General features: G+C 66.1%; 24 protein-coding genes, 1 tRNA gene and 1 pseudogene. 8 read left to right on the forward strand and 18 right to left on the reverse strand.

Going from position 1 to position 23,803, the window contains the following annotated elements:
- The first annotated feature begins 71 nt into the window (after positions 1-71).
- The 3 genes and pseudogenes from IU448_RS11560 to IU448_RS11570 all read left to right on the forward strand — a co-directional run.
- On the forward strand, positions 72-302 hold the full coding sequence (locus IU448_RS11560) for an MbtH family protein (protein ID WP_030522889.1): 231 nt from the start codon (positions 72-74) through the stop codon (positions 300-302).
- 227 nt (positions 303-529) lie between these two features.
- Positions 530-602: transfer RNA gene (locus tag IU448_RS11565), tRNA-Thr, on the forward strand.
- Between the two features lie 72 nt (positions 603-674).
- Positions 675-857: pseudogene (locus tag IU448_RS11570) on the forward strand (HNH endonuclease); the annotation flags it as partial.
- Between the two features lie 117 nt (positions 858-974).
- On the opposite strand, the gene IU448_RS11575 reads toward IU448_RS11570, so the two are convergent.
- The 12 genes from IU448_RS11575 to IU448_RS11630 all read right to left on the reverse strand — a co-directional run bounded on the left by IU448_RS11575 (position 975) and on the right by IU448_RS11630 (position 13,074).
- On the reverse strand, positions 975-1,460 hold the full coding sequence (locus IU448_RS11575; RefSeq protein ID WP_195055569.1) for a h domain protein: 486 nt from the start codon (positions 1,458-1,460) through the stop codon (positions 975-977).
- Positions 1,457-2,575 carry a hypothetical protein gene (locus IU448_RS11580; protein ID WP_195055570.1) on the reverse strand — a complete coding sequence of 373 codons (1,119 nt, stop codon included), beginning with the start codon at positions 2,573-2,575 and terminating at the stop codon, positions 1,457-1,459. Before IU448_RS11580 ends, IU448_RS11575 begins: the two co-directional genes overlap by 4 nt.
- Positions 2,572-4,029 carry an MCE family protein gene (locus IU448_RS11585; RefSeq protein ID WP_195055571.1) on the reverse strand — a complete coding sequence of 486 codons (1,458 nt, stop codon included), beginning with the start codon at positions 4,027-4,029 and terminating at the stop codon, positions 2,572-2,574. The genes IU448_RS11580 and IU448_RS11585 overlap by 4 nt, the downstream gene beginning before the upstream one ends.
- Positions 4,026-5,276, reverse strand: a complete 1,251-nt coding sequence (locus IU448_RS11590) for an MCE family protein (RefSeq protein WP_195056233.1) — start codon at positions 5,274-5,276, stop codon at positions 4,026-4,028. Before IU448_RS11590 ends, IU448_RS11585 begins: the two co-directional genes overlap by 4 nt.
- Before the next feature lie 41 nt (positions 5,277-5,317).
- Complete coding sequence (locus IU448_RS11595) at positions 5,318-6,637, reverse strand: MCE family protein (protein WP_195055572.1); 1,320 nt, start codon at positions 6,635-6,637, stop codon at positions 5,318-5,320.
- Positions 6,634-7,695, reverse strand: a complete 1,062-nt coding sequence (locus IU448_RS11600) for an MCE family protein (protein WP_195055573.1) — start codon at positions 7,693-7,695, stop codon at positions 6,634-6,636. Before IU448_RS11600 ends, IU448_RS11595 begins: the two co-directional genes overlap by 4 nt.
- Positions 7,692-8,717, reverse strand: a complete 1,026-nt coding sequence (locus tag IU448_RS11605) for an MCE family protein (protein WP_195055574.1) — start codon at positions 8,715-8,717, stop codon at positions 7,692-7,694. The genes IU448_RS11600 and IU448_RS11605 overlap by 4 nt, the downstream gene beginning before the upstream one ends.
- Entirely contained in the window at positions 8,714-10,006 is a 1,293-nt protein-coding gene (locus IU448_RS11610) for an MCE family protein (RefSeq protein ID WP_267467074.1), read from the reverse strand. Before IU448_RS11610 ends, IU448_RS11605 begins: the two co-directional genes overlap by 4 nt.
- A 5-nt stretch (positions 10,007-10,011) precedes the next feature.
- Positions 10,012-10,869, reverse strand: a complete 858-nt coding sequence (locus IU448_RS11615) for an MlaE family ABC transporter permease (RefSeq protein ID WP_195055575.1) — start codon at positions 10,867-10,869, stop codon at positions 10,012-10,014.
- 4 nt (positions 10,870-10,873) lie between these two features.
- Positions 10,874-11,638, reverse strand: coding sequence for an MlaE family ABC transporter permease (locus IU448_RS11620; RefSeq protein ID WP_195055576.1), 765 nt, complete (start codon positions 11,636-11,638; stop codon positions 10,874-10,876).
- Between the two features lie 297 nt (positions 11,639-11,935).
- Positions 11,936-12,841, reverse strand: a complete 906-nt coding sequence (locus tag IU448_RS11625) for a 3-oxoacyl-ACP reductase (protein ID WP_195055577.1) — start codon at positions 12,839-12,841, stop codon at positions 11,936-11,938.
- Between the two features lie 44 nt (positions 12,842-12,885).
- Positions 12,886-13,074, reverse strand: a complete 189-nt coding sequence (locus IU448_RS11630; RefSeq protein ID WP_068045459.1) for a ferredoxin — start codon at positions 13,072-13,074, stop codon at positions 12,886-12,888.
- Between the two features lie 224 nt (positions 13,075-13,298).
- Between IU448_RS11630 and IU448_RS11635 the strand changes: the two genes are divergently transcribed.
- Together IU448_RS11635 and IU448_RS11640 are read left to right on the forward strand one after the other, a co-directional pair.
- Positions 13,299-14,492, forward strand: coding sequence for an acyl-CoA dehydrogenase family protein (locus tag IU448_RS11635; protein WP_195055578.1), 1,194 nt, complete (start codon positions 13,299-13,301; stop codon positions 14,490-14,492).
- Between the two features lie 32 nt (positions 14,493-14,524).
- Positions 14,525-15,631 (forward strand): acyl-CoA dehydrogenase family protein, encoded by a 1,107-nt coding sequence (locus IU448_RS11640; RefSeq protein ID WP_195055579.1) that lies wholly within the window; start codon positions 14,525-14,527, stop codon positions 15,629-15,631.
- Between the two features lie 194 nt (positions 15,632-15,825).
- Here the strand turns inward: IU448_RS11640 and IU448_RS29570 are convergent, their stop codons facing one another.
- Together IU448_RS29570 and IU448_RS11650 are read right to left on the reverse strand one after the other, a co-directional pair.
- Positions 15,826-16,935 (reverse strand): alpha/beta hydrolase, encoded by a 1,110-nt coding sequence (locus IU448_RS29570; RefSeq protein ID WP_324188571.1) that lies wholly within the window; start codon positions 16,933-16,935, stop codon positions 15,826-15,828.
- Between the two features lie 346 nt (positions 16,936-17,281).
- Positions 17,282-18,109: an SDR family NAD(P)-dependent oxidoreductase gene (locus IU448_RS11650; RefSeq protein ID WP_195055580.1), complete on the reverse strand. Its 828-nt coding sequence runs from the start codon at positions 18,107-18,109 to the stop codon at positions 17,282-17,284.
- Positions 18,110-18,180: 71 nt separating this feature from the next.
- Between IU448_RS11650 and IU448_RS11655 the strand changes: the two genes are divergently transcribed.
- Positions 18,181-18,597, forward strand: coding sequence for a winged helix-turn-helix transcriptional regulator (locus IU448_RS11655; RefSeq protein ID WP_195055581.1), 417 nt, complete (start codon positions 18,181-18,183; stop codon positions 18,595-18,597).
- Positions 18,598-18,751: 154 nt separating this feature from the next.
- On the opposite strand, the gene IU448_RS11660 is transcribed toward IU448_RS11655, so the two are convergent.
- The 3 genes from IU448_RS11660 to IU448_RS11670 form a co-directional block, all read right to left on the reverse strand.
- A complete protein-coding gene (locus tag IU448_RS11660) occupies positions 18,752-19,093 on the reverse strand; it encodes a type II toxin-antitoxin system death-on-curing family toxin (protein WP_228812957.1) in 342 nt (113 codons plus the stop codon).
- 26 nt (positions 19,094-19,119) lie between these two features.
- On the reverse strand, positions 19,120-19,317 hold the full coding sequence (locus IU448_RS11665) for a ribbon-helix-helix protein, CopG family (protein WP_174552625.1): 198 nt from the start codon (positions 19,315-19,317) through the stop codon (positions 19,120-19,122).
- 157 nt (positions 19,318-19,474) lie between these two features.
- Positions 19,475-21,121 (reverse strand): acyl-CoA synthetase, encoded by a 1,647-nt coding sequence (locus tag IU448_RS11670; RefSeq protein ID WP_195055582.1) that lies wholly within the window; start codon positions 21,119-21,121, stop codon positions 19,475-19,477.
- Positions 21,122-21,183: 62 nt separating this feature from the next.
- Here IU448_RS11670 and IU448_RS11675 point away from each other — a divergent pair, with 62 nt between their 5' ends.
- Positions 21,184-21,966 carry a crotonase/enoyl-CoA hydratase family protein gene (locus IU448_RS11675; RefSeq protein ID WP_195055583.1) on the forward strand — a complete coding sequence of 261 codons (783 nt, stop codon included), beginning with the start codon at positions 21,184-21,186 and terminating at the stop codon, positions 21,964-21,966.
- A gap of 85 nt (positions 21,967-22,051) precedes the next feature.
- Here the strand turns inward: IU448_RS11675 and IU448_RS11680 are convergent, their stop codons facing one another.
- Entirely contained in the window at positions 22,052-22,471 is a 420-nt protein-coding gene (locus tag IU448_RS11680) for a VOC family protein (protein WP_195055584.1), read from the reverse strand.
- A 310-nt stretch (positions 22,472-22,781) separates the two neighbouring features.
- Between IU448_RS11680 and IU448_RS11685 the strand changes: the two genes are divergently transcribed.
- A complete protein-coding gene (locus IU448_RS11685) occupies positions 22,782-23,786 on the forward strand; it encodes a sigma-70 family RNA polymerase sigma factor (RefSeq protein WP_195055585.1) in 1,005 nt (334 codons plus the stop codon).
- Positions 23,787-23,803: the final 17 nt, after the last annotated feature.

Below are 23,803 nucleotides of genomic sequence, written 5' to 3' on the forward strand. Positions count from 1 at the left end.
GTCGTTCCTCTCTGCCGTGGCTGACCCGGACAGATCCGTACACATACGCGCGAGCACCCCTGTGAGGTGAAATGAGCACCAACCCGTTCGACGACGAGGACGGCCGCTTCTTCGTTCTGGTCAACGACGAAGAGCAGCACTCCCTGTGGCCGGCTTTCGCCGAGGTCCCGGCCGGCTGGCGCGTGGTCTTCGGCGAGGACAGCCGCGCCGCCTGCGTGGAGTACGTGGAGCAGAACTGGACCGATATGCGGCCCAAGAGCCTGCGCGACGCCATGGCGGCCGACGAAGCGGCCCGCAAGTAGTTCCGCCTCCGCACAGCCCGGCCGTATCCGTTCCGGTTACCGCTCTCCGATTCGGGTGCCGCACCGAATAACGGCCGGGCTGCGCAGTGTCCCGGCCGATCTGCACACGCTCGGCCACGGTACCGCTGGGGGCGTGACCCGTTCGTCGGCATGGTGAATCGGGTTCGCGAACTCGGCGGCGGCCCCGTATGATCGGCTGTCGAGCGGCTCGTTGTCCGAGCCGCTCCGCCGCCTTGGCGCAACTGGCAGCGCAACGTACTTGTAATGCGTAGGTTGAGGGTTCGAGTCCCTCAGGCGGCTCATATTTTGCTCTGGCCCACCGACATGTCGGTGGGCCGGAGTATTTTTCGCGGTATGAGGCGATGCCGGGGGCAGAGGCTACCGCTCGCCTTCGTGCTCGACCACATCAACGGCCACGCGACCGATAATCGGCGCGAGAACTTGCGATTGGCATGCCCGAACTGCGATTCACAGCTTCCGACTTATAAAAGCCGGAACCGGGGCAACGGTCGGCACCTGCGGCGAGCGCGCTATGCGCACAGCCAGTCGTACTAGCCGACAGGTTGGCGATCCCGTCCCGACCACGCACTGCCGAGATCCCGAACCGGCACCGGCGCGGGGATCTTCCCGGGTCCGCGGAGCAGATCTCGGCAGGCGGTTACCGTCGGCCGGTCAGATCGGGGTGACCGAGGCGACGAGCCACTGGTCGTCGGATTTGTCGAGGGCGACCCGGACGCGGCTGCCGGTGGTGGTGCCCTGGGGGGCTTCCTTGCTGGTGGTCACCTGATTCAGGAACAGCAGGACCACGGCGTGGGCGCGGTCGGCGGAGACGACGCCACCGGCCTGGGTGGTGGCCTTGACGGTGAGTTCCTTCTCCTTGGCGCCCGGCACGATGGCCTTCTCGATGAGCTGGAGGTAGTCGTCCCGGAAATCGGGAGCCAGGCTGTCGGCGGCCTTGGGCAGTTCCTTTTCCACCGTCTGGTGTTCATAGCTGAAGATGGCCGAGACGGTGCGGCTCGCGGCGGCGACGGCGTCGGTGCGTGACTGTTCGGACTGGCGGTAGTCCCAGTACCGGTAGCCGCCGATACCGGCCACCACCGCGGCGGCGACGATCACGACAGCGGTGACGCCGACGAGGATCTTGTTGCGTAGTTTCATGCCACGAACTCCACATCGGAGGCGGTCAGGGTGCCGTCGTCCCCGCGCTGCACGGTGACCCGGAAGCGGTAGTACCGCTGCTGTTCGCCTTCGGCGCCCGCATTGGTGAGGGTCTGTTTCGCGGCCACCAGGATCACCGCAGAGTTCTCGTCGTCGCGTTCCACGGCGGCCTCGACGACCTCGCCCGTGGACTGCACCTTCGCCTGCTTGACGATTTCGGTGAACGGGTCCACCCGGCCGTCGAATTCGGTTTTGAATTCACCGGAGGCCATGGTGAGGATGCGGTCGATATCTTCCTTGGCCGTATCGGCGCGGATGGTGGTCAGGTTGAGGATCGTCTGGCGCGCGGTCGCCACATACTCGGCCCGGCGCTCGTCACGCTGCTCGGTGGACTGGACGGCGAGCATCGACACCACTGCGGCGCCGACCAGGCCGATCAGCAGTACGGCAGCGGCAGTGAGCGCCACGATCCGTTTCCAGGAGCCGGAGCCGCTCTGCACGGCGGGCTCGGTGCCACCGGATTCGGCCGGAACGGTTTTCTCCATCGAGACGACGGTTGCGCCGGTTTCCGCAACGCCGCCTTCCGAATTCTCGGCAGCCTTCGCCGGGGTTCCGGGCTTGTCCGATATCCCGGTGTCTGCGGCGGACTTGTCGATCCGCACCGTCTCGTCGGGGTCGATCGAATCGGTGCCGGTAGCGGCACCGGGTGCCTGCTCCGCCGCCGTGTCGATCCGTTCGGTGACATCCGCGGACTTTTCCGCAGGGACCTCCGTGGACTTGCCCGCAGCGGCACCATCCGGCTGTCCGGAGGCGACCACGGATTTCCCGGCGGCTTCCTCGGGCTCGTTCGCAGTATCTGTGGACTTATCGGCGGCACCACCGGACTTGCCCGCAGCGGCGCGCCCGGGTTTGTCCGCAGTGATGCGTACCGTTTTATCGGCTGCGGCACTTCCGGGTTTCTTCTGCGCGGCGTCGCGCCCCGGTTCGGCGGCAGCGCTCACCGCTGCGGCGGACGCCGAATTCGCGGTGAGCTGTTCGGTTGCGTCCTCGACCGGTGGACCCGCCGTCCGGCTGGCCCGCCTGCGGGTACGGCGGGGGTCCTTGGTCTCGCTCATTTCTGCTGCTCCTGGAACATTGCCTGCCAATCCGCGGGTACGGTGCCCGATCCGCCGGGTGCGATATTGCCCTGACGGTAGCTGCGACCGTCGGTGCCGGTATAGACCCCGGTGGCCGGATCGTACGAGAGAGCGGCGGCGGGGGTGCTTGCGCCCGAGAAACTAGCAGGTGCGGGGGGTACTCCCGCAACCCCGGGGCCCGTGTCGGGCGCGGCAGCCGGTGCCGCGGGTTCACCGGGTGCAACCGGTTGCGGCGGTCCGAACGGCGGGTTCGTGCCCTCCGGAACGAATCCGGTGCGGCACAGCTCCGGGGTCGGGGCCCGGCGGCCCGGGAATTCCATACACGGTGTGTTGCGGATACCGCGTACCGCGCTGATGTCGTTCTGTGGAGTCTTGCAGTACAGGCCCTTCGGCGTCGGGATCGTATCGACCGCGTCGGGCCCACGCCGCTGATCAGGGGGCAGGAACCCGGTGGTACAGGCCGGCGGATCGTTGAGCACCGTCATGAAGTCGACCAGCGCGCCGTACTCCATGGGACCGCGGACGGCAGTGAGCAGCGCGGCGATCAGCGGCGGGTAGACGACCAGGATCTGTTCCAGGCCGGCGTGGTAGGTGACACCGACCTGTCCCACGCTGACCAGGTTGTTCAGCAGCAGCGGCAGGGTGGGCCGGAGTTCGTCGAACTGCTGGGTGACCCGTTCCATCGCCGCCGGACCGTTGGCGAGGATACTGCGCAGCGCCGGGTCGTGGGCGCGCAACTGGTCGGTGACGACCGCCAGATCGCGGGTCCACGACCGGATCGCGGCATCGGAGTTCACCTGGGTGTCGAGCAGCGGGCCGATCTGTTCGATGAGCTGTTTGGTGGGCCCGACATTGTCGTTGGCCTCCTGCACCAGCAGTGCCGCGGAGTCGAGGAACCGTTGCAGATCCGGTCCGGCGCCGTTGAAGGCCCGGAACGCCTCGTCGATGACCTGGCGCAGCCGGGTGTCGGCGACGCTGGCGAGCAGCCGGTCGGCCTGGTCCAGCAGTGCGCCGACGTCCTGCGGTAGTTCGGTGCGGTCCACGGGGATCACGCTGCCGTCGTACAGGTTGGCGTCGCCGGGCTGCTCCGGCGGAACCAGATCGACGTACTGTTCGCCGATCGCCGAAACGCTGCGGACCAGCGCGGTGGAATCGGCCGGGATCTTGTAGTCGCTGTCGACCGAGAGCCGGGCTTCCACACCGTCGCTGGTGAGCCGGACCTCCCGGACCACACCGACATTCGTTCCCCGATAGGAGACGTTGGCGTTCTGGTAGAGCCCGCCGGTGGCGGCGAGTTGCAGGGTGACCTCGATACGCCCGATACCGAGCATGGCGGGTACGCCGACGTAGGTGCCGCCCATGACGGCCAGGCCGACCACCGTGAGGATGGAGAAGATGACCAGCTGGATGCGGACGAAACGGCTGAGCGTCACGGGCCCTCGCCCCCTTGCGGCTGCCCGGGCAGCGGCACCGTCAGCCCGGGAATGGCGGGCAGGCCGGGAATCGGCGGCAGCCCGGGAATGGTCGGTTGCGGCTGGTCGCTGGGCGGCGCGCCGGGGGGCGGCGCCAGCGGTGTCGCGAGCGGGTTGCCCTGTTCGCCGGCGGGTCCGGCCACCTGGCCGAGGGCGACCTCTACGCCGCCGAACATTCCGCCGAGCCCGGTCCCGGTGAGGAAGTTCGAGTCCAGCCGTGCGGCGGTCAGGTCGACCGTCATGAACAGGTTCAGGTAGTCGCCCTTGATCGCGTTGTCCAGGTTCTTCAACGGGAACGGGAACGAGGCGATGATCTTCAAGGATTCGGTGAGGTCGGCGCCGGTATCGGCCAGTGTCTGCAGGACCGGGGCGAGGTTGGCCAGGTTCGCTTTCAGGTCGTCGCCGCTGTTGGCGATCAACCGGTTCACCACATCGCTGAGTTCACCGAGCTTGGTGATGGTGGTGGTGATGTTCTGCCGGCGATCGGCCAGCACGGTCAACGCGGGATGGATTTCCGAGATCGCTGCTTCCACCACATCGGTCTGCTCGACGAACTGGCCGGAGAGCCGGTCCAGTCCGCTGATCGCGGAGATGATGTCGTCGCGTTGCGCGTTCAGGTTGCCGATCAGATCGTTCATCTGGGGAATGAGGTCGCGGATCTCTTCTTCGTTGCCGACGAGCGCCGAGTTGAGTTCGCGGGTGATGTTCTCCAGCTGCGAGATACCGCCGCCGTTGAGGACCACCGACAGCGAGGACAGCACCTGTTCGGTGGTCGGGAAGACCCCCGCCCGCTCCAGCGGGATCACGTCACCGTCGGCGAGCCGGCCTTCGGGGGCGGTACCGGCCGGTGGCGCGAGTTCCACATGGTTGCTGCCGAGCAGACTGGTCTGGCCGATCTTGGCGGTGGCGTTGGCGGGCAACACGACATCAGGATTGAGCGAGACGGTCACCAACGCGTGCCAGTCCTCGACCTCGATATCGGTGACCGCGCCGACCGCGACGTCGTCGATGCGTACCGGTGAATTACGGGTCAGTGTGGTGACATTCGGCATCTGGATCTGCACGGTGTACGCGCCTTCGCCGGTACCTTCGGTGCCCGGCATCGGCAACGAGTTGAGTCCGTCGTACTGGCAGCCGGTGATCGGCAGGGCCAGGGCGAGCCCGACGGCGAGTGCCGCCGCCCGGCGCCGGAAACCCGGCGCGGGCATCTTCGGCCGGATGTCCGGCGCCCGCATCGCGAGTCGGCGCATCATCGTCCTCCTCCGGGCAGGCCGGGAATTTCGGGAAGCGGAATACCCGGGATCGCCAGTCCCGCGACACCGGCCGGAACCGTGACGGGTGCGGGCGCGGGCGCCGCCGGGGGTCCCACCTTCTGCGGATCCACCCGGCCGGGCAGGTCGGGGGTGGTGTAGTCCAGCTGGTCCGGGAACGCGGTCACACCGGTCGCGGGGTTGGTCATTATGGGCACGTAGTTCATCGCCAGCGAGTTGATCACCGGGGCGAGGTATTCGACGCACAGGTCGGCGCTGGTATCGGATTCGTGCTGTTCCAGAGCCCGGACCGAACCGCACAGGAAGCTCACCGGATCGGCGAAGTTGTTCAGCGAGATGGCGCCGGTCAGCGTGCCCTGGGCGGGTTTGTAGATCTGGTAGAAGTTCACCAGCGCGGTGGGCCCGGAGTGCAGCGCCTGCTCCAATTCCGGTCGTTTGTCGACCAGGATCTGGGTCACGTCGGCCAGCCGCTGGACGCCTTCGGTGAGTTCGGTTCCGCTGCCGTCCAGGAAGCGCTGCACATCGGCCAGTGCGAGATCCAGGTTGTCCAGGCCGGCGCCCAGATCCTGGGAGACGCCGGCGAGTACCGAAGAAACCGAAGCCAGCCGCCCGCCGAATTGCACGATCTGCTCGTTGCTCTTGGAGAGCACATCCACGAACTTCTGCAGGTTGCGGATGGTGCCGAACAGGTCGGTGCGGCCGTCGGACAGCGTGGTCAGCGTGGCCGAGAGTTCCCGCAGGGTGCTGCGGAACGCTTCGCCGTTACCGTCGAGGTTTTCCGCGGCGGTGTCCACGAAGCGGCCGAAGGAGCCCTGGGGGTCGTCGCCGACCGGGCCGAGCGCGGTGGAAAGTTTGTGGAGTTCGGTTTTGATGTCGTCCCATTCCACCGGGACGGCGGTCCGCTCGATGGGGATCTCCGCGCCGTCGGACAGCGTGTCCCCGCCGGTGTAGGCGGGCGCGATCTGGATGAAACGCGCGGAAACCAGCGACGGCGCGATGATCACAGCCCGGGCGTCGGCGGGCAGGTCGACGCTGCCGTCGACCGTCATGGTCACCTTCGCCTGCTCTTCACCGGGCTCGATGGAATCGATCTTGCCGATGGGCACGCCCAGCACCCGCACGTCGTCACCGGGGTAGATTCCGGTCGTGGAGGTGAAGTACGCGGTGATCTCGTGCTTGGTGAGTTGGTTGTACGCCAGGTAGCCGCCGGTGGCGACCAGCGCGATCACCACGACTCCGGCGAGGATCCCCACCCATTTCTTCGGCAGTGCGCGAACTGTGTCCTTGACCGTACTCATCGCGGCGGCTCCTGTGCGGACGGGCCGATCTTGGGACCGGGTTCGAGCAGATAGGCGCGCAGCGATTCGGGCAGGTGCTGCGGCCAGACCAGTGCGTCCACCAGCGGATGCAGGGTTTCACTGCTGGCGTTGACGACGTAGGCGTTGAAGTACGGACCGCTGCCGACCTGTTCGCCGAGCGCCGCGGCGAACGGGCCGAGACCGTCGAGCGCTTCGGTGATGTTGTCCCGGTTGCGCTCGAGCAGATCGAGCACCGAATTGAGCTTGTCCAGGGCCGGTTTCAGCTGCGCTTCGTTGTCGTGGACGAGGCCGGACAACTGCTGGGCCAGCGAGTTGACGTAGACGATCATCTGGCTGATGGCGGTGCGCCGCCGGTCGAGTTCGCCGAGCAGCTGGTTGCCGTCGACGAGCAGCGCGTTGATCGCGTCGGCCCGGTCGGCCAGGATCTTGGTGACGTTCTGCGCCCGGGACAGCAGATCCGACAGGGCCTGATCGCGGGCGTTGATGGTGCGCGACAACGCGGTCACGCCGTCCAGCGCCGACCGCAGCGGTGCCGGGGTGTCGGCGAAGGCCGCGGAGAGTTCGTCCAGCGTCTGATTCACCTTCTGCAGGTCCAGGTCCTGAACGGTCTGGCCGAGGTCGCCGAGCGCCTCGTTCAGCGAGTAGGGCGAGGTGGTGCGTTCGAGTGGAATGGTCTCGGTGACGGTCAGGGTGCCCTCGCCGTCCGGGTTCACGGCCAGCGATTTGCGGCCGAGAACGGTGTTGGTCTTGATCGCGGCGGTGGTCTTGCCCCCCAACTGGATCGAATCGTCGACGCTGAACCGGACCAGCACCCGGTCACCGTCGAGGCTCACGTCCTCGACGCGGCCGGATTTGATCCCGGCGACTTCCACGTCGTCACCGGTCACCAGCCCGCCGGCGTCGGCGAAGTAGGCGGTGTAGAAAGCGCCGCCGCGGATGAACGGCAGCCTTTCGAACTGCAGCGCCGACAAGGCCACCGCGACCGCCAGCACCAAGCCGACGACGCCGATGGTCACGGCACGTGATTGCTCCTTCATTCGCTCGCACACCTTCCGGTCGTCTGCGGGCCGGGCAGTTCGAGCAGCAGCGGCTTACCGTCGGGGCCGTCGACCAGGAAGTTGGTCTGGCATACGTAGATGTTGAGGAACGAGCCGTAGGCGCCGATGCGGTTCAGCATCTTGTAGGCGCCCGGCAGTTCGTCGAGAACGTACTGCACAGTGTCCGAACCATTGTCGAGGTTGGTGGCCAGCCGGCCGGTCTGGGCGATGGTCGCGGCCAGGTCGGGGCGGGCTTGCACCAGGAGATCGTTCGTCGCCCGCGTGGCGTCGGCGATCCGCGGCAGCGCGGCGCCGATGGGGTCGCGGTCGGCGGCGAGGCCGCTGACCAGCCGGCGCAGCTCGTCGATCGTGGTGGCGAATTGGTCACCGCGATCGTCGATGGTTTTCAGTACCGAGTTCAGGTTGTCGATCACACTGCCGATGAGCGCGTCCCGGTCGGCGAGGGTTTTGGTGAACGAGCCACTGCTGTTGAGCAGTTCGACGAGCGTGCCGCCCTGCCCCTGGAAGATCTGCAACAGGGCGTTGGTCAGGTCGTTGACCTGGGCCGGGTCCAGTCCTCGCAGTAGCGGTTTGAAACCACCCAGCAGCAGGTCGAGGTCGAGGGCGGGCGCGGTCTTGTCCAGGCCGATGGTGCCGCCTTCGTGCAGGGTGGTCGCCTCGCCCGGGCCCTCCAGCAGTTCCAGGTAGCGGTCGCCGACCAGGTTCTCGTAGCGGATCGTGGCCTTGGTACTGGTGAGCAGCCGGTACTTGGTATCGACATCGAATTCGACGTGTGCGTGGTATTCGTCGTCGACCTTCACCGAGGAGATCGAGCCGACCGGTACTCCGGCGATTCGCACCTTGTCGCCGGGCAGCATGCCCGAGGCGCTGGTGAACACGGCGTGATAGCCGTTCTGGCTGGAGAAACGCACCTGCGAGAACACGATCGCCAAACCGGCGAAGACCAGGGACATCACCAGCGTGAAGATGGCGAGTTTGACTGTCGTTGCGGTGTTTTTCATGGCCGGCCCACCCCCGGGAGTCCGCCGAACAGAACTTCGAAAACCTTGGGCGCGTTGAGGTTCAGCTTGGTCGAGGGAATGTAGGGATGCCCTTCGGAGGTATCGGTGACGACATAGTCGGCATGGCTGCCCGGTACGCGGTCGGTTGTCCCGGCGCACCGCGGTCCGCCCGTGGCGTTCACCTTCGGCAGATCGTTGGGGTAGGTGTAGGGCGGTGTGCCGTACATGAAACCGGTGTTCAGGGCCACACCCTCCTGTCCGCCGCCGAAGACCTGCTCACCGATCGGCATCGCCTTGGCCGCACCGCCGATGAGGCAGGCCAGCGCGGGCTTGTACTCGTTGAGCAGTTCCGTGGTCGGCCGCAGCAGATCCAGTGCGGTGCCGAGCTGCGCCTCGTTCTCGTGCAGGACCGCGCCGGTGGTGTCGGCGAGACCGGTGAGATCGGCCAGCAGGGCGTCGACATCCGATTCCGCTTCGGTGATGGTGCGGGTGCTCACCGTGGCATTGTCGACGGTTCGCAGCAGATCCCCGGACACATCCGCGTACAGGTTGCCCACGGTGGCGGTGGCCTGGAAGTCGCGCTGCAAGGCCGGCAGCATCGGGTTGATCTCGCGGAGATACGCGTTGCCGTTCACCAGCAGCTCACCGAGCGATTCGCCGCGACCCTGCAGCGCGGTCCCCAGCGCGGTGAGCGTGGCGCTGAGCTTCTCCGGCTCCACCTGGGCCAGCACATCGCTGAGATGTTGGAACAGCGTGTTGAACTCGACAGTGACCTTATCGGTCGCCAGCCGGGCGCCCGGTTGCAGCGATTGCTCCTCCGGCTCCTGCGGGATCACGAAGTTGATGTATTTGGCGCCGAACACCGTGGTCGACCGGATATCGACGGTGGCATTGGCGGGCACCAGGCCCAGCTTGTCGGGATCCAGCGCCAGGCGCAGATCGGTGCCTTCGTCGGTGGGTTCCAGCGCGGCCACCCGGCCGATCTGCACACCGCGCACTTTGACCTTGGCATCCGGGTCCAGCACCAGACCGCTACGGGGTGCTGCCACGGTGACCGTGACGCTGGGTGTGAAACCGCCGAAGAACATCGTCAGGGAGACGAATACCGCCGCCACCACGGCCAGGACCATAGCACCGCCGGCCAGTTTCAGCCCGAATTTCCGCTGGAAGGTGGTCCATCCGCTCACCGGGCGCAGTGGCGCCGCGGGTTCGCCGGGATCTTGGATGCCGTTCGTGGCCGCGGGATCGCGCCCGGGCTGTTTGCTGTCCGATCGCATCAGTTCAGTCATGGCGCCTATCCGGAAAGGTTGAAGTTGCCGGAGGTGCCGTAGAGGGCCAGGGAGATCAGCAGCGTCACCGAGACGACCGCGATCAGCGAGGTACGGACCGCATTACCCACGGCGATACCGACACCCACCGGGCCGCCGGCCGCTGTGTAGCCGTAATACGTATGGATCATCATCACCGCCAACGCCATGACAATGGCCTGAACGAACGACCACAGAATGTCGCTCGGAATGAGAAATGTGGAGAAGTAGTGGTCGTACACGCCGGCCGACTGTCCGTAGATCACGACGGTGGCGAACCGGCTGGCGATGAAGGAGGCGATCACGGCCAGCGAGTACAGCGGCACGATCGCGATCATCCCGGCCAGCACGCGGGTTCCCACCAGGTACGGCATCGGACGGATCGCCATGGATTCGAGTGCGTCGATCTCTTCGGCGACCCGCATCGCGCCCAATTGGGCGGTGGAGCCGGCACCGATGGTGGCGGCCAGGCCGATTCCGGAGATGACCGGTGCCGCGATACGGACATTGAGGAACGCGGCGAAGAAGCCGGTCAGCGCCTCGACGCCGATATTGCCGAGGGAACTGTAGCCCTGGACGGCGATGGTGGCACCGGAGAACAGGGTCAGGAAGCCGACGATCACCACCGTTCCGCCGATCACGGCGAGGGCGCCGGTACCCATGCTGATCTCGGCGATGAGACGGATGGTTTCGGTGCGGTAGTGCACCAGCGCGCGCGGCATGGAACCGATCGCGCGACCGTAGAACACGGCCTGTTTGCCGAGATCGTCGATCGAATTCGAGAATCTGCGGACGCGCCGGGTAACTCTGGGGAAGCGGGATTGGATGATCACCGAGGCCGACATCGCGTCACCGCACCGAGAATTTGAGACCGACCGCCGTAACCACGACGTTCACCACGAACAGCGCCATGAAGGCGAAAACCACTGTCTGGTTCACCGCATCACCGACACTTTTGGGACCACCTTTGACATTCAAACCCAGGTAGCAGGCCACCAATCCGGCGATCAGACCGAAAAGACCGGCCTTGACTTCGGAAATGATCAGCTCGGGAAGATTGGTCAGCAGGGTGATGCCGTTGACGAATGCGCCCGGGTTCACGTCCTGCAGATACACCGAAAAAAGGAAGCCGCCGACAATACCGATGGTGCAGACCAGGCTGTTCAGCATCAGGGCGACGAACATCGAGGCCAGCACCCGGGGCACCACCAGCCGGTGGATCGGATCGATGCCGAGCACCTTCATGGCGTCGATTTCTTCCCGGATGGTGCGGGCACCGAGGTCCGCGCAGATGGCGGTGGCGCCCGCGCCGGCGACGATGAGCACCGTGACGATAGGCCCGACCTGGGTCACCGCACCGAAGGCCGCACCGGCCCCGCTGAGGTCGGCGGCGCCGATTTCGCGCAGCAGAATATTCAGGACGAATACGACGAGCACGGTGAACGGTATTGCGACAAGAACGGTCGGCAGAATCGATACCCGCGCTACGAACCACGACTGGTCGATGAATTCCCGCAGCTGAAAGGGCCGCCGCAGACTCGCCCGGGCCACCGAGGCGGTGAGTTCGAAGAATCCGCCGACGGCCCGCAATGGCACGGCAAGGACGTCGTTCACTGTGGATCCTCCTTGCCTGACTGGTCCCGCTGGCGGCCGGTGGGGGTACACCCCGGGACACGCCCCGCTAAGTAGAACACGTTCATTTCCTATTTGGGGCCATTTTGAGGCTTGTGAACTGTTGACTTGTCGCAATCTCAGACAGCGAGACTGGAACCTGTTGCATACGCCTTGGGCATCATCGTGTGAGGCCGGGCACAATACGACCCTTTGTTTACCAACGACTGGACGTTTGTACAACTCCGACCGGCCGGGTTGCGCGATTCGAATCGTGCAACCCGGCTCGGCAGAATCGGCTCAACCCAGTTCGTGCAGCGCCGTTGCAGAGAAGGTACGGCCTTCGTCGCGTCCGGCGAAGTAACCGGTCAGCGTGGTAGCCAGATCGTCATCAGACCATTGCGCACCGGCCGCGTCGAAGCGCTGCTCGACCTCCGGCGCCGCCATCAACGCGACCATCGGCCCGTAGACCACGAAAACCTGCCCGTTCACCCGGTCCGCGGCCGGGGAGGCGAGGTAGGCCACCAGCCGCGCCACATGTTCGGGCGACAGCGGATCCACCTCGTTCTCGGGCGCCGCACTGAAGACCTGTTCGGTCATCGCGGTACGCGCCCGCGGGCAGATCGCGTTCGCGCGCACACCCACGCGTTCCAGCGCCCGGGAAGCCGACAATGTCAGAGCGGTGATCCCGGCCTTGGCCGCCGCGTAGTTGGCCTGCCCCGCGGGCCCCAGGAGACCCGCCTCGGAAGAGGTGTTGACAATCCGGCCGTAGACCGGAGCACCGGCCTCCTTCGACCGCGCCCGCCAGTAGGCGCCCGCATTACGGGTCAGCAGGAAATGCCCGCGCAGATGGACCGACAGAACCGCGTCCCAGTCCTCGTCGGACAGGTTGAACAGCATCTTGTCGCGGGTGATCCCCGCATTGTTGACCACGATGTCCAGGCCACCGAAGGATTCGGTGGCGGCGGTGATCAACGCGTCGGCGGTGGACCGCTCGGCGACACTGCCCGCGACGAACTCCGCTTTGGCGCCGAGGGCCCGGATCTGCTCCAGCGTCTCACCGACGGCGTCGGACTCGGCGAGGTCGTTGACCACCACCGAGGCCCCGGCTCCCGCCAGAGCGAGCGCTTCGGCCTTACCCAGGCCCGCACCCGCTCCGGTCACGATCGCAACTCGCCCGGCAAGGCTGGTATCTGTATCGCTCACCGGGCCGACTCTAGAACGTGTTCTTATTCACGGCAAGAGCAGATTCACAGCAAACGCAAAGCCGCTTTCGGACATTGCGCAACCGCATCGGCAACCGCCGACTCCTGCTCGGGCGCGACCTCACCCTCGGCGACGTGCAGCATGTCCTCGTCATCGAGTTCAAAGACGTCGGGAGCAATTCCCGCGCAGATTCCGTTCGCTTCGCACTGATCGAAGTCAACGCTGACCTTCATCGAAACTCCTTTTCCCGCCCAATGGCGCAAGCCTAACAAGCGAGGCACCCACGGGCAGGCTACATGGGCTGATTACCTTTCAATACTGGAACATGTTTCAGTGCATATGCAATGATCGGAGCCAGGTATCGGAGATCCATTCCGCGCTCCGCGAGGGTGAGCGCGGCACGATCCCACGTCCAGGCCCATCTCCAACCCGCAGAACGAAGGCTCGAGGTACCGCCATGCGCATCGCGTATACCCCGGAACACGAACAGCTCCGCGCCGAGCTGCGCGCATACTTCGCGCGCCTGATCACCCCGGAACGGCGGGCCGCGCTCAGCGCGCAGACCGGCGAGTACGGGCAGGGAAATGTGTATCGCGAGGTCGTGGCCGAGATGGGCCGCGACGGCTGGCTGGCCCTGGGCTGGCCCGAGGAGTACGGCGGCCAGAACCGGCCCATGCTCGACCAGCTGATCTTCACCGACGAGGCCGCCATCGCCGGCGCCCCGGTGCCGTTCCTGACCATCAACTCGGTCGCGCCGACGATCATGCACTACGGCAGCGAGGAACAGAAGAAATTCTTCCTCCCCAAGATCGCCGCCGGTGACCTGCACTTCGCCATCGGCTACTCCGAACCCGGCGCCGGTACCGACCTGGCGTCGCTGCGCACCACCGCCGTCCGCGACGGCGACGACTACGTGATCAACGGCCAGAAGATGTGGACCAGCCTCATCGCCTACGCCGACTACGTCTGGCTGGCCGTGCGCACCGACCCCGCCGCCAAGAAACACAAGGGCATCAGCATGCTGATCGTGCCCACCACCGCCGAAGGTTTCTCCTGGACTCCGGTGCACACCATGGCCGGCCCCGACACCAGCGCCACCTACTACCAGGATGTGCGCGTCCCGGTGACCTCCCTGGTCGGCCCGGAGAACGGCGGCTGGCCGCTGGTCACCAACCAGCTCAACCACGAACGGGTCGCGCTGACCTCCGCCGCGGCCCTGCAACTGGCCGTCGCGCAGACGACCGCATGGGCCAAGGAGACGAAGGCAGCCGACGGGTCGCGGGTGTTCGACCGCGAATGGGTCCAGCTGAACCTGGCCCGGGTGCATGCCAAGGTCGAATACCTCAAGCTCATGAACTGGGAGATCGCCAGCCGGGCCGACGCCGGCGGCGACGCCGCACCCCGCCCGTGGGACGCCTCGGCCTGCAAGGTGTACGGCACCGAACTGTCCACCGAGGCCTACCGGCTGCTCATGGAGGTGCTCGGCCCACAGGCGGCACTACGCCAGGACTCCCCCGGCTCGGTGCTGCGCGGCCGGTTGGAGCGGATGCACCGGGCCGCCCTCATCCTCACCTTCGGCGGCGGCACCAACGAGGTCCAGCGCGACATCATCGCCATGACCGCGCTGAAACAGCCCGCCTCCGCCCGCTGACCGCGTCCGATTCCAGAAATAGGTAGTTCACCATGGATTTCACTCCCACCGAAGCCCAGCTGGACCTGGCCCGGCTCACCGGCGAGGTCTGCGAGAAACTGGTCACCGCCGACCGGCTGCGCGAACTTGACGGCGGCACCGCAAAATTCGACGAACCATTGTGGAAATCGCTCGCCGAGACCGGGGTGCTGGCGGCCGCGTTGCCCGAGGAAATCGGCGGTAGCGGGTTCGGCACGCTGGAGCAGACGGCGATCCTGCGCGAACTCGGAAAATCCGTCGCGGCCGTCCCCTACCTGTGGTCGATCGTGCTCGGCGCGGGCGCGCTGGCCCGGTTCGGTTCCGCGCCGCAACGCGAACTCGCCGCCGCGGCCGCCGCCGGCACGTCGATTCTCACCGTCGCCGTGGCCGAGGAACACAACTGGAATCCGGCCCGGCCCACCACTACGGCCACCGAATCCGGCGACGGGTGGCAGGTGACCGGCGTGAAGACCACCGTTCCCGTCGCCGACCGCGCCGCGCGGATCCTGGTGCCCGCCTCGGTATCGGGCCAGCCCGCCGTTTTCCTGGTCGATCCGGCCCACGATTCCGTCACTGTGACCGCACAGCAGGTCACCGACCGCAGCGCGGAATCACTGGTCGAATTCGCCGACTCCCCCGCCGAACTGCTCGGCACCCTGGCCGACGGCGAACAGATCCTGTCCTGGCTGCTCGACCGCGCCTGGCTCGGTCTGTCCGCGCAGCAACTGGGCACACTGGAACGCTCGCTGGAGCTGGTCGCCGGCTACGGCCGCGAACGCGAACAGTTCGGCCGCGCGGTCGGCAGCTTCCAGGCCGTGGCCCAGCGCCTCTCCGACGCCTACATCAGCGTCCAGGGCCTACGCCTCACCACCACCCAGGCGGCGTGGCAGCTCAGCGAAGACCTCGACGCCACCGGCGCCATCCACACCGCGAAGTTCTGGGCTGCCGAAGCCGGTCACCAGGTGGCGCACACGCTGGTCCATGTACACGGCGGGGTCGGGATCGACCGCGACCACATCGTGCACAACTACTTCACCGCCGCCAAACACAACGAGTTCGCCCTCGGCGGAGCCACGAACCACTTGCTTGCGCTGGCCCGGTTCGTTCCCGAATCCGCTTAGGGTCCGACCGGTCGGCGCCGCTGTACCTGCTCTCGACGGAGAGTCCCCAAGCCGGTCTGACCTGCCGATGTGTACTCGCCTCCCCTTGCGGGGGCGCTGCTCCGCGCCCGGCGTTGGCGCGACCGAGTCCAATGGGGGGAGGGAAAGCAGTCGATTCCTGTCCCGGGACAGACGCGGCCGGATTGCCCGACCGGTCAGTGGAAGCGCACCTCGGGGCTCGCCGGATCCGGTGCGTCGAGGATCGGGTGCGCGATACCGCGCAGGTGAAAATCGACGAAGGCGGTGACGTATCGCCGAGTCAGGTCCATCGCGCGGTTACCGTCGATTGCCGTCGCCGGGACCTGGTAACCGAGGGCCGCGGCGATCGGCGCGTAATCGGTGAAGGACGAATGTGACGTGCCGGCCACCGACAGCCAGCGTTTCCAGCCGTGGAACGCGTCGAAGGCGGTATCCCATTCGGCACCGGACTTACCGTCGGGTGCGTGCCCCGGTGCACCCATCATCAGAAACGGCCGGTCGACAGCTCGGCCGTACGGCGCGGCGGGGAACGTTCCGTCCAGGTTGAATCCCGCGCGGATCCGGCCGTCCTCGGCGAGCGCATACGGCGCGGTGAACCCGCCCGCGGAGTGACCGCCCATGGCGATCCGGGACGGATCGATCGGTAGGCGTCCCGCCAGTTCGTCGAGGACGAAGGACACGTCCTGTGCCCGACCGCGCGCGACCCCGGCAGCGTCCAAGCGGCCCACGCACGCCTCGCATTCGGTGATGCGGCCATCCGGGAAGGTCACCGCCGAGACCTCGTATGTGTGGTCGATACCGAGTACGAGATAGCCGCGAGCGGCCAGCTCCTCGGCGAGGCCGGTGAGCGATGCCCGCGGCATGGTGAAGCCGGGCGACAGCACGACCGTCGGCAGCGGATGTCCCCACCGCGGCGCGTCCACATAGGCGTGCGTTCGTATCTTGCTGAGTGAATCCGGCGCGAAGCCTTCCAGTCCCAGCGAAGCAAGAATGAGTGCCGATTCTTCCGGTGTGGCGTAGAGGTCCGGCCGGCCGATCGGTGCCAGTGCCGGGTACCAGGCAGAGACCATCAGTTCGCGGTCGCGCCCCGGAACCCACGGGTCGGGCCGATCGTCGATCAGATGGAACTCCTGGACACCGACCGGGAACGGCCCCGTCGGGGCCGGCAGGGCCGCGCCGAGCCCGGGCCCTGATGTGGCGGGCGCGGCCGACGCGGGTGCGGTGACCACAACCCCCAGCGCGACCGCGAGAATCGCTGCGAAGGCAAGGAAACGAGTGATACCCACGGACTCACTTTCGATCGGAACAATCATGTTCCGCTGAGCTTCGCAGGCGTTCGTACTGCTGCGCATCAGGTGAATCCCGGAATCCCACCCTGGGGACTTATGGATCGGACAGCGAGTGCGGACCATCGGCCCGCTCGAGCTCCGCCCCTGCGTCACCGTGCGCACATCTCGCGACGTCGCGCCACAATCAGCAGTGGCGAGCACGGGCGTTCCGGCGAGGCCGCGACAGCCTGACCTGCGCCCGAATCCCCGCGCGACGCCATGAGCGTGGCGGAAACGGGCACCATCCGGCCCCCACGGGCGCGCTCCGAAGCAGATGGCGAGTTCCGTGATCACCTCGCGGCGTTCACGCCTGCGCTGACAGCAGTTCTTCGGTGAGCCGGGAAAGGCGGTCGGCTGCGCCCCGGTCGAGCGTGGGCAGCGACAGATCGAGGGCACGGCCCCGGTCGATTGCGCGGAGTGGCACCGCGGAGGGAGTGTCGACGAACTCGTGGATCGGGTGGATCGCGGTGGACACGGGCCGGGCGGCGAACACGGCGAGCGTCCTGATGGCTGTCCGGGCTACGGGGTTCAGCGGTGAGAGGTCGCCGCTGCGGGTGAACCCGGGATGATAGAGAACGTATCCGATCTTCCCGCCGAATTGTCCGGCGAAGGAGACCCCCAGCAGATCGTTCGCCCGGCCGGCCTGCAATTGGGCACGGACCACACTGTAGCCATGCGCGAGATGCGGATCATCCCAGTTCACCGCTCCTTTCCGAACCCCGACTCCGGCGATGTTCACGATCACCGGCTGTGCACTGCGCTCGAGCAGCGGAACCAACCCGTACGAGAGCAGATACCGGCTGAGGTAGTACAGCGCGAAGGTGCGCTCGAATCCCTCCTCGGTCTGGATGCGCGTCGGTGAAGTCCGGTTCGCGAACAGCAGCAGCGCATCGACTACCTCGTACTCCGACGCTATTTCGGCGACAACTTTTCGCGTCTCCGCCACCGAACTCAGGTCCGCCCGCAGAAAGCGCGCACGGTCCGCATCAGGCCCTGCGGCAGCAACCAACGAATCCCCCTTGGCCGGATTGCTGCCGATCACCACGACCCGATCGCCCCGGGCAAGCCGCTCCAGCGCGAACGCGCGCCCCATACCATCGGTACCACCACTGACAACAACAGTTTTCGTCATCGCACCTCCATCGGTCCACCTGTCGATCCCATCCTCGACAACGGTTACCGACCCCGGAAGAAGGCACTTCTATGTTCCCCACCCCAGCGCAGGCCCCCTCCTTCGCCACGGCGGAACTCCCCGCGACCGTCCCCAGCGCCGACTATCAGTCTTGCCCGGTCACCGATATCGTCCGGATTCTCGGCGACAAATGGACCCTGCTGGTGATCGCCCTACTCGCCCGCCGCCCCTACCATTACAACGAACTGCACCGCTCCGTCGAAGACATCAGCCGCCGCATGCTGACCCGAACCCTGCGCGCCCTGGAAGCGGACGGCCTCGTCGACCGGACGGCCTACCCGACCGTCCCGCCAACGGTCCGATACAGCCTCACTCCCCTGGGCGAAACACTCCTCGATCCCCTCTCGGCCATCGCCGGCTGGGCGGTGGATCATGCAAGCGATATCGCCGCAGCCAGACTGGCCCACACCGGAGCAGCCGCGCGGTGATATCGAACAGTGGTCGATCGAATGCGTGGCACCGCCGACAGCAAAGAGGTCGAAGGTATGAGTACCGACGAGATCATGGAATTGCTTCGCGGCGACCGACCTGAGCGATGAACCACAGTCCGAGTTCCTGCCACGCCGATTCGAAACCTCAGAGTTACTGCTCGAACCTCGTCAGCTGCTCGGTGATCTTCGGCAGATCGAGCTGGCCTTGGGCAACAGCCAATACGAACCGTTCGGCTTCGTCCACATCGAAGTTCCTGTCCAGCGGATGCCCGTTCATTTGCAGGAACACCCATGTCGCGTACCAAGCCAACCGCTTGTTCCCATCGATCATCGCGTGGTTCCGCGCAATCGACTCCATCAGTGCAGCGGCCTTCTGCCATAGATGCGGGTAGGCGTCCTGGCCAAAAACGCTCGCTTGCGGCCGGGCCAGTGCCGACTCCAACAGCCCGTAGTCGCGTACCTCCGGTGTCCCGAGACGGTCGGCAAGATTCATCAACTCGACAAGCGTGAGGTACTTGATCAAGCGAGCCGCCGGTTCAGTTCTTCGCTGGCCGCGAGCACATGATCGGCAGCCTCGTTGAACAAGCGCGAATGCTCATTGATCGCGGTGATCACGGCGTCATGCGCGAACTGCTGCATGCTCCTACCCTCTCGCTCAGCCCGCTCCCGCAGGGCCTCCAGTTCCTCATCGCTGAACCTGACATTCAAACCGGCCATACCGAACGGTACCACGCGGTACCACCGATACCGCGGCCCTTGAAGGGAAGATACGCGCAGGTAGCGGCCCAGCCAGGAGGCGACTGCCTGGATTCACCGCTGGAGCACAAGCGAGGGGCTGCCGCATCCATGCGACAGCCCCTCGGGGCGAGGAATTCTACGACGAGCTGCCCGCCTGGGAATGCTCGTCGGCGTCGCGCTCCTCGGTTTGCGCCTTGGCCCACTTGTAGTCGGGCTTACCGGCCGGGGACCGCTTGATCTCGTCGACGAACCACAGGCTGCGCGGCATCTTGTAGGAGGAGATCTCCTGGGTCAGCACCGGACGCAGCTCCTCGAGGGTGGGGCGTTTGCCGCCGCGGCACTGCACCACGGCCGCCACCCGCTGACCCCAGCGTTCGTCGGGAACACCGACCACCAGCGCGTCGAAGATCTCCGGGTGGCATTTCAGCGCGCCCTCGACCTCTTCGGGGTAGATCTTCTCGCCGCCGCTGTTGATGCTCACCGAGCCGCGGCCCAGCATCGTGACGGTGCCGTCTTCCTCGACCCGCGCGTAGTCGCCAGGGATCGAGTACCGGACGCCGTTGAACTCCTTGAACGTCGCCGCGGTTTTCACCGGGTCGTTGTAGTAGCCGACCGGGATATGCCCCTTCCGGGCCAGCAGGCCGACCTGACCGGAGCCGGGCGCGACCGGGTTGCCGTCGTCGTCGATCACCGCGGTGGACGCGTCGATCTTCACTCGCGGGCCACCGGTGTGCGTGGCGCCCTTGGCCGCGATGGAGATACCACCGAACCCGGTCTCCGACGAGCCGATCGAATCGGTGATGACCGTATTCGGCAGCAGTTCGATGTAGCGGTCCTTGAGCGACGGGGAGAACAGCGCCGCACTGCTGGCCATGGCCCACAGGTTGGTGTGCTGATAGGGCTCGCCAGTCTCCGGATGGCCGGCCTCGAGCGCGTCCAGCATCGGCCGGGCCATGGCGTCGCCGGTGATGAAGATCATGTTGATACCGTGCGCGTCGACGGCCTGCCAGACGGTGTGCGCGTCGAATTCCGGGATCATGATGGTCTTGCCGCCGTCGAACAGCCCGTGGAAGACGGCGGTCTGCGAACCACCGTGGATCAGCGGTGGAATCGGGTACCGCACCATCTGGCCGCCGGCCGCGCCGTTCTTGGCCTGCTGCCATTCGTCCTGCACGTATTCGCCGGTCATGAAGTTGATACCGCCGCCGAGCACGCGCCACCAATCCTCGTGGCGCCACATGACGCCCTTGGGCATTCCGGTGGTGCCGCCGGTGTAGAGCATGAAGATGTCGCCGTTGGAGCGATCGCCGAAATCGCGTTCGCCGGACGATTCCGCCAGGGCCGCTTCGTAATCCACCGATCCCTCGGCGGTAGCCGCGTCGGTGCCGTCGTCGACCACGAGCACGGTCTTCAGCTGCGGCACCTTCGGCCGGACGTTGGCCACCTTGTCGGTGTAGCGGCGCTCGTGGATCAGCGCCACCATGTCCGAATTCTCGAAGATGTACTGCAACTCGTTCTCGACATAGCGGAAGTTGACGTTGACCATCACTGCCCGCGCTTTGAAGACCGCCAGCATCGACTCGACGGCCTCGATGGTGTTGCGGGAGTAGATGCCGACCTTGTCGCCCGGCTGCACACCGTGTTCCAGCAGGTAGTGCGCCAGTCTGTTGGCACGGTCCTCCAGTTGGGCAAAGGTCTCCGAGCGGTGGTCGTCAGCCAGCGCAACCCGGTCCGGCACGAGATCGATTGTGTGTTCGACGAGGTCGGCTATGTTGTACGTCACAAGGTCAAAAATAGAACGTGTTACTGTTTCTGGCAAGGGTCCGAGTAACAGGAGAAACAACGATGCCTCAATGCCTCGTCGAGAAGCGCGGCCACGTCCTCATCGTCACCATGAACCGCCCCGAGGCCCGTAACGCGCTCTCGGGCGAAATGATGGCGATCATGCGCGACGCCTGGGATCAGGTGGACAGCGATCCGGAGATCCGGGTCGCGATCCTCACCGGCGCCGGCGGGGCGTTCTGCGCGGGCGCCGACCTCAAGGGTATGACCCAGCAGCATCCCGGGGACTCGTTTGCCGGAGGCGGCTGGGATCTGTCGAAGATCGAGGCACTGCTCAAGGGTCGTCGCCTCACCAAACCGCTCATCGCGGCTGTCGAGGGGGCTGCCATCGCCGGCGGTACCGAGATCCTGCAGGGCACCGATATCCGGGTCGCCGGCGAAAGCGCCAAATTCGGTGTCTCCGAAGCGCGCTGGGGCCTGTTCCCGCTGGGCGGCTCCGCGGTCCGGCTGGTCCGTCAGGTCCCCTACACCGTGGCCGCGGATATCCTGCTGACCGGCCGGCATCTCACCGCCGCCGAGGCCAAGGAGATCGGCCTGGTCGGCCATGTCGTCCCGGACGGTCAGGCGCTGGACAAGGCCCTGGAACTGGCCGACCTGATCGCCGCCAACGGACCGCTCGCGGTGCAGGCGATCCTGCAGACCATCCGCGATACCGAATGCATGCCCGAGGAAGAGGCGTTCCAGATCGACGCCAAGCTCGGCATGGCGGTGTTCCAGTCCGCGGACGCGAAGGAAGGCCCGAAGGCATTCAAGGAGAAGCGCAAGCCCACCTTCACCGGTAAGTGAGCTTGCCGGGCTCGCGATGAGCCGAGACAGCAGAAATGTCCCGGTCGACAGCCGTCGACCGGGACATTTGTATCACGATGCGCTGTTATTCGGCGCCGGGGTAATTCATGTAGAAGGGCTCCCACTGGTGCCCGTCCGGGTCCAGGAAGGTGCGGCCGTGCATCCCGACCTGCGCCTCCTGCGCCTGCTTATCGGTGTTGACCTCTTCGGTGCCACCGGCGGCCACGGCGGCCTCGGTGAGCCGGTCCACCTCATCGGCGCTGCCGAGCGACAATGCGTAGGCGGCGCCGGTAGCGGCCGAGGTATCGGCGATCGGACGCTTGCTGAACATCCCGAAGTGCGCATGGGTGAGCAGCATCAGGCAGATGTTGTCGTCGACCACGATGCAGGCGGCGTTCTCGTCGGTGAAATCGTCGTTCACCTTCCAGCCCAGCGCTTCGTAGAACTTCTTGGAACGCGCCAGATCGGCGACGGGCAGGTTCACGAAAATCATCTTGCTGCTCATGGTTTCGGTCCTTTCGAGGTGGTGGTCTGGTCTCCGGCCGGCTTGTAGGTAGAGACGGCGACCGCTTCGCAAACTCATCGGCGATGCCGGGAAAACTTTTACCGCGCCCCGGTCATAGGGGCGGAGGACGGCCGGGCCCGAATCTCGACGGGCGGCGCGGATGTGATCGTTGCGCCCGGTTGCCGGGCCTGCGCCTCGCCGGGTGGCACGCATGTGGCGGTTGTGCCTGCCGGGACGGCAGTGGCGCACCTGTGAACAGGCTTTTTCATCCTCTGTTCACATGTCGGGGGCCTGTGTCAAAGTGACACCCATGAGCGAGCAGACCGGCACGATCGACGCCGACGTACTGAGATCCTTCGAATCACATCGGCGTGAGCTCTGCGCCTATGCCTACCGCATGCTGGGGTCGTCCTTCGAGGCCGAGGACGCCGTCCAGGATGCCTTCACCCGCGCCTGGAAGTCCTACGACTCGTTCGAGGGCCGGTCCAGTCTGCGTTCCTGGCTGTACAAGATCACCACCAATATCTGCCTGGACATGCTCGACGGGCCGCAGCGCCGCGCCCGGCCGATGGACCTGTCGAGTCCCGGCACCCCCGATCAGCCGCTCGGCCCGCCCAAACCGGATTACGTCTGGGTCGAACCCATCCCCAACGCGCTCGCCTTCGGAGCCGACCCGGCCGATCACGCCAGCACCAAGGACAGCCTGCGCCTCGCTTTCGTCGCCGCCTGCCAGCATCTGCCCGCCACCCAGCGCGCCATCCTGATCATGCGCGAGGTGCTGCGTTTCTCGGCCAACGAAACCGCCGAGGCACTCACCATGAGCACCGCGTCGGTGAACAGCGCCCTGCAGCGTGCCCGCGCCACCATGAGCAAGGTCAAACCGGCCGAAACCGACAGCTACGACGAATCCGATACCGATCAGCGCAAACTGATCGACGATTTCGTCACCGCCTTCGAGTCCTACGATATGGACGCGCTCACCACTCTGTTGAAAACCGATGTGGCACTGTCCATGCCGCCGTTCGATCTCTGGATCTCCGGCCCCGAGAACGTGGCCGCCTTCATGCTCGGCACCGGTGCCGCCTGCCGCGATTCCCGGCTGGTACCGCTCGGCGGCGCCAACGGTCATCCGGCCTTCGGCCACTACAAACCGAGCGGCGAACCCGGCCGCTGGACACCGTGGTCGATCACGGTCCTGGAATTGCGGGACGGCGTGATCGCGGGCCTGAACTTCTTCCTCGACACCGAGCGCCTGTTCCCACTGTTCGATCTGCCGCCGGAATGGACGGAGAAGCAGGCGGGCGAACCCACCTGAGCCCCGCTGGTCGCGCG

Source organism: Nocardia flavorosea (genome assembly GCF_015477805.1).
Lineage (GTDB): Bacteria > Actinomycetota > Actinomycetes > Mycobacteriales > Mycobacteriaceae > Nocardia > Nocardia flavorosea_A.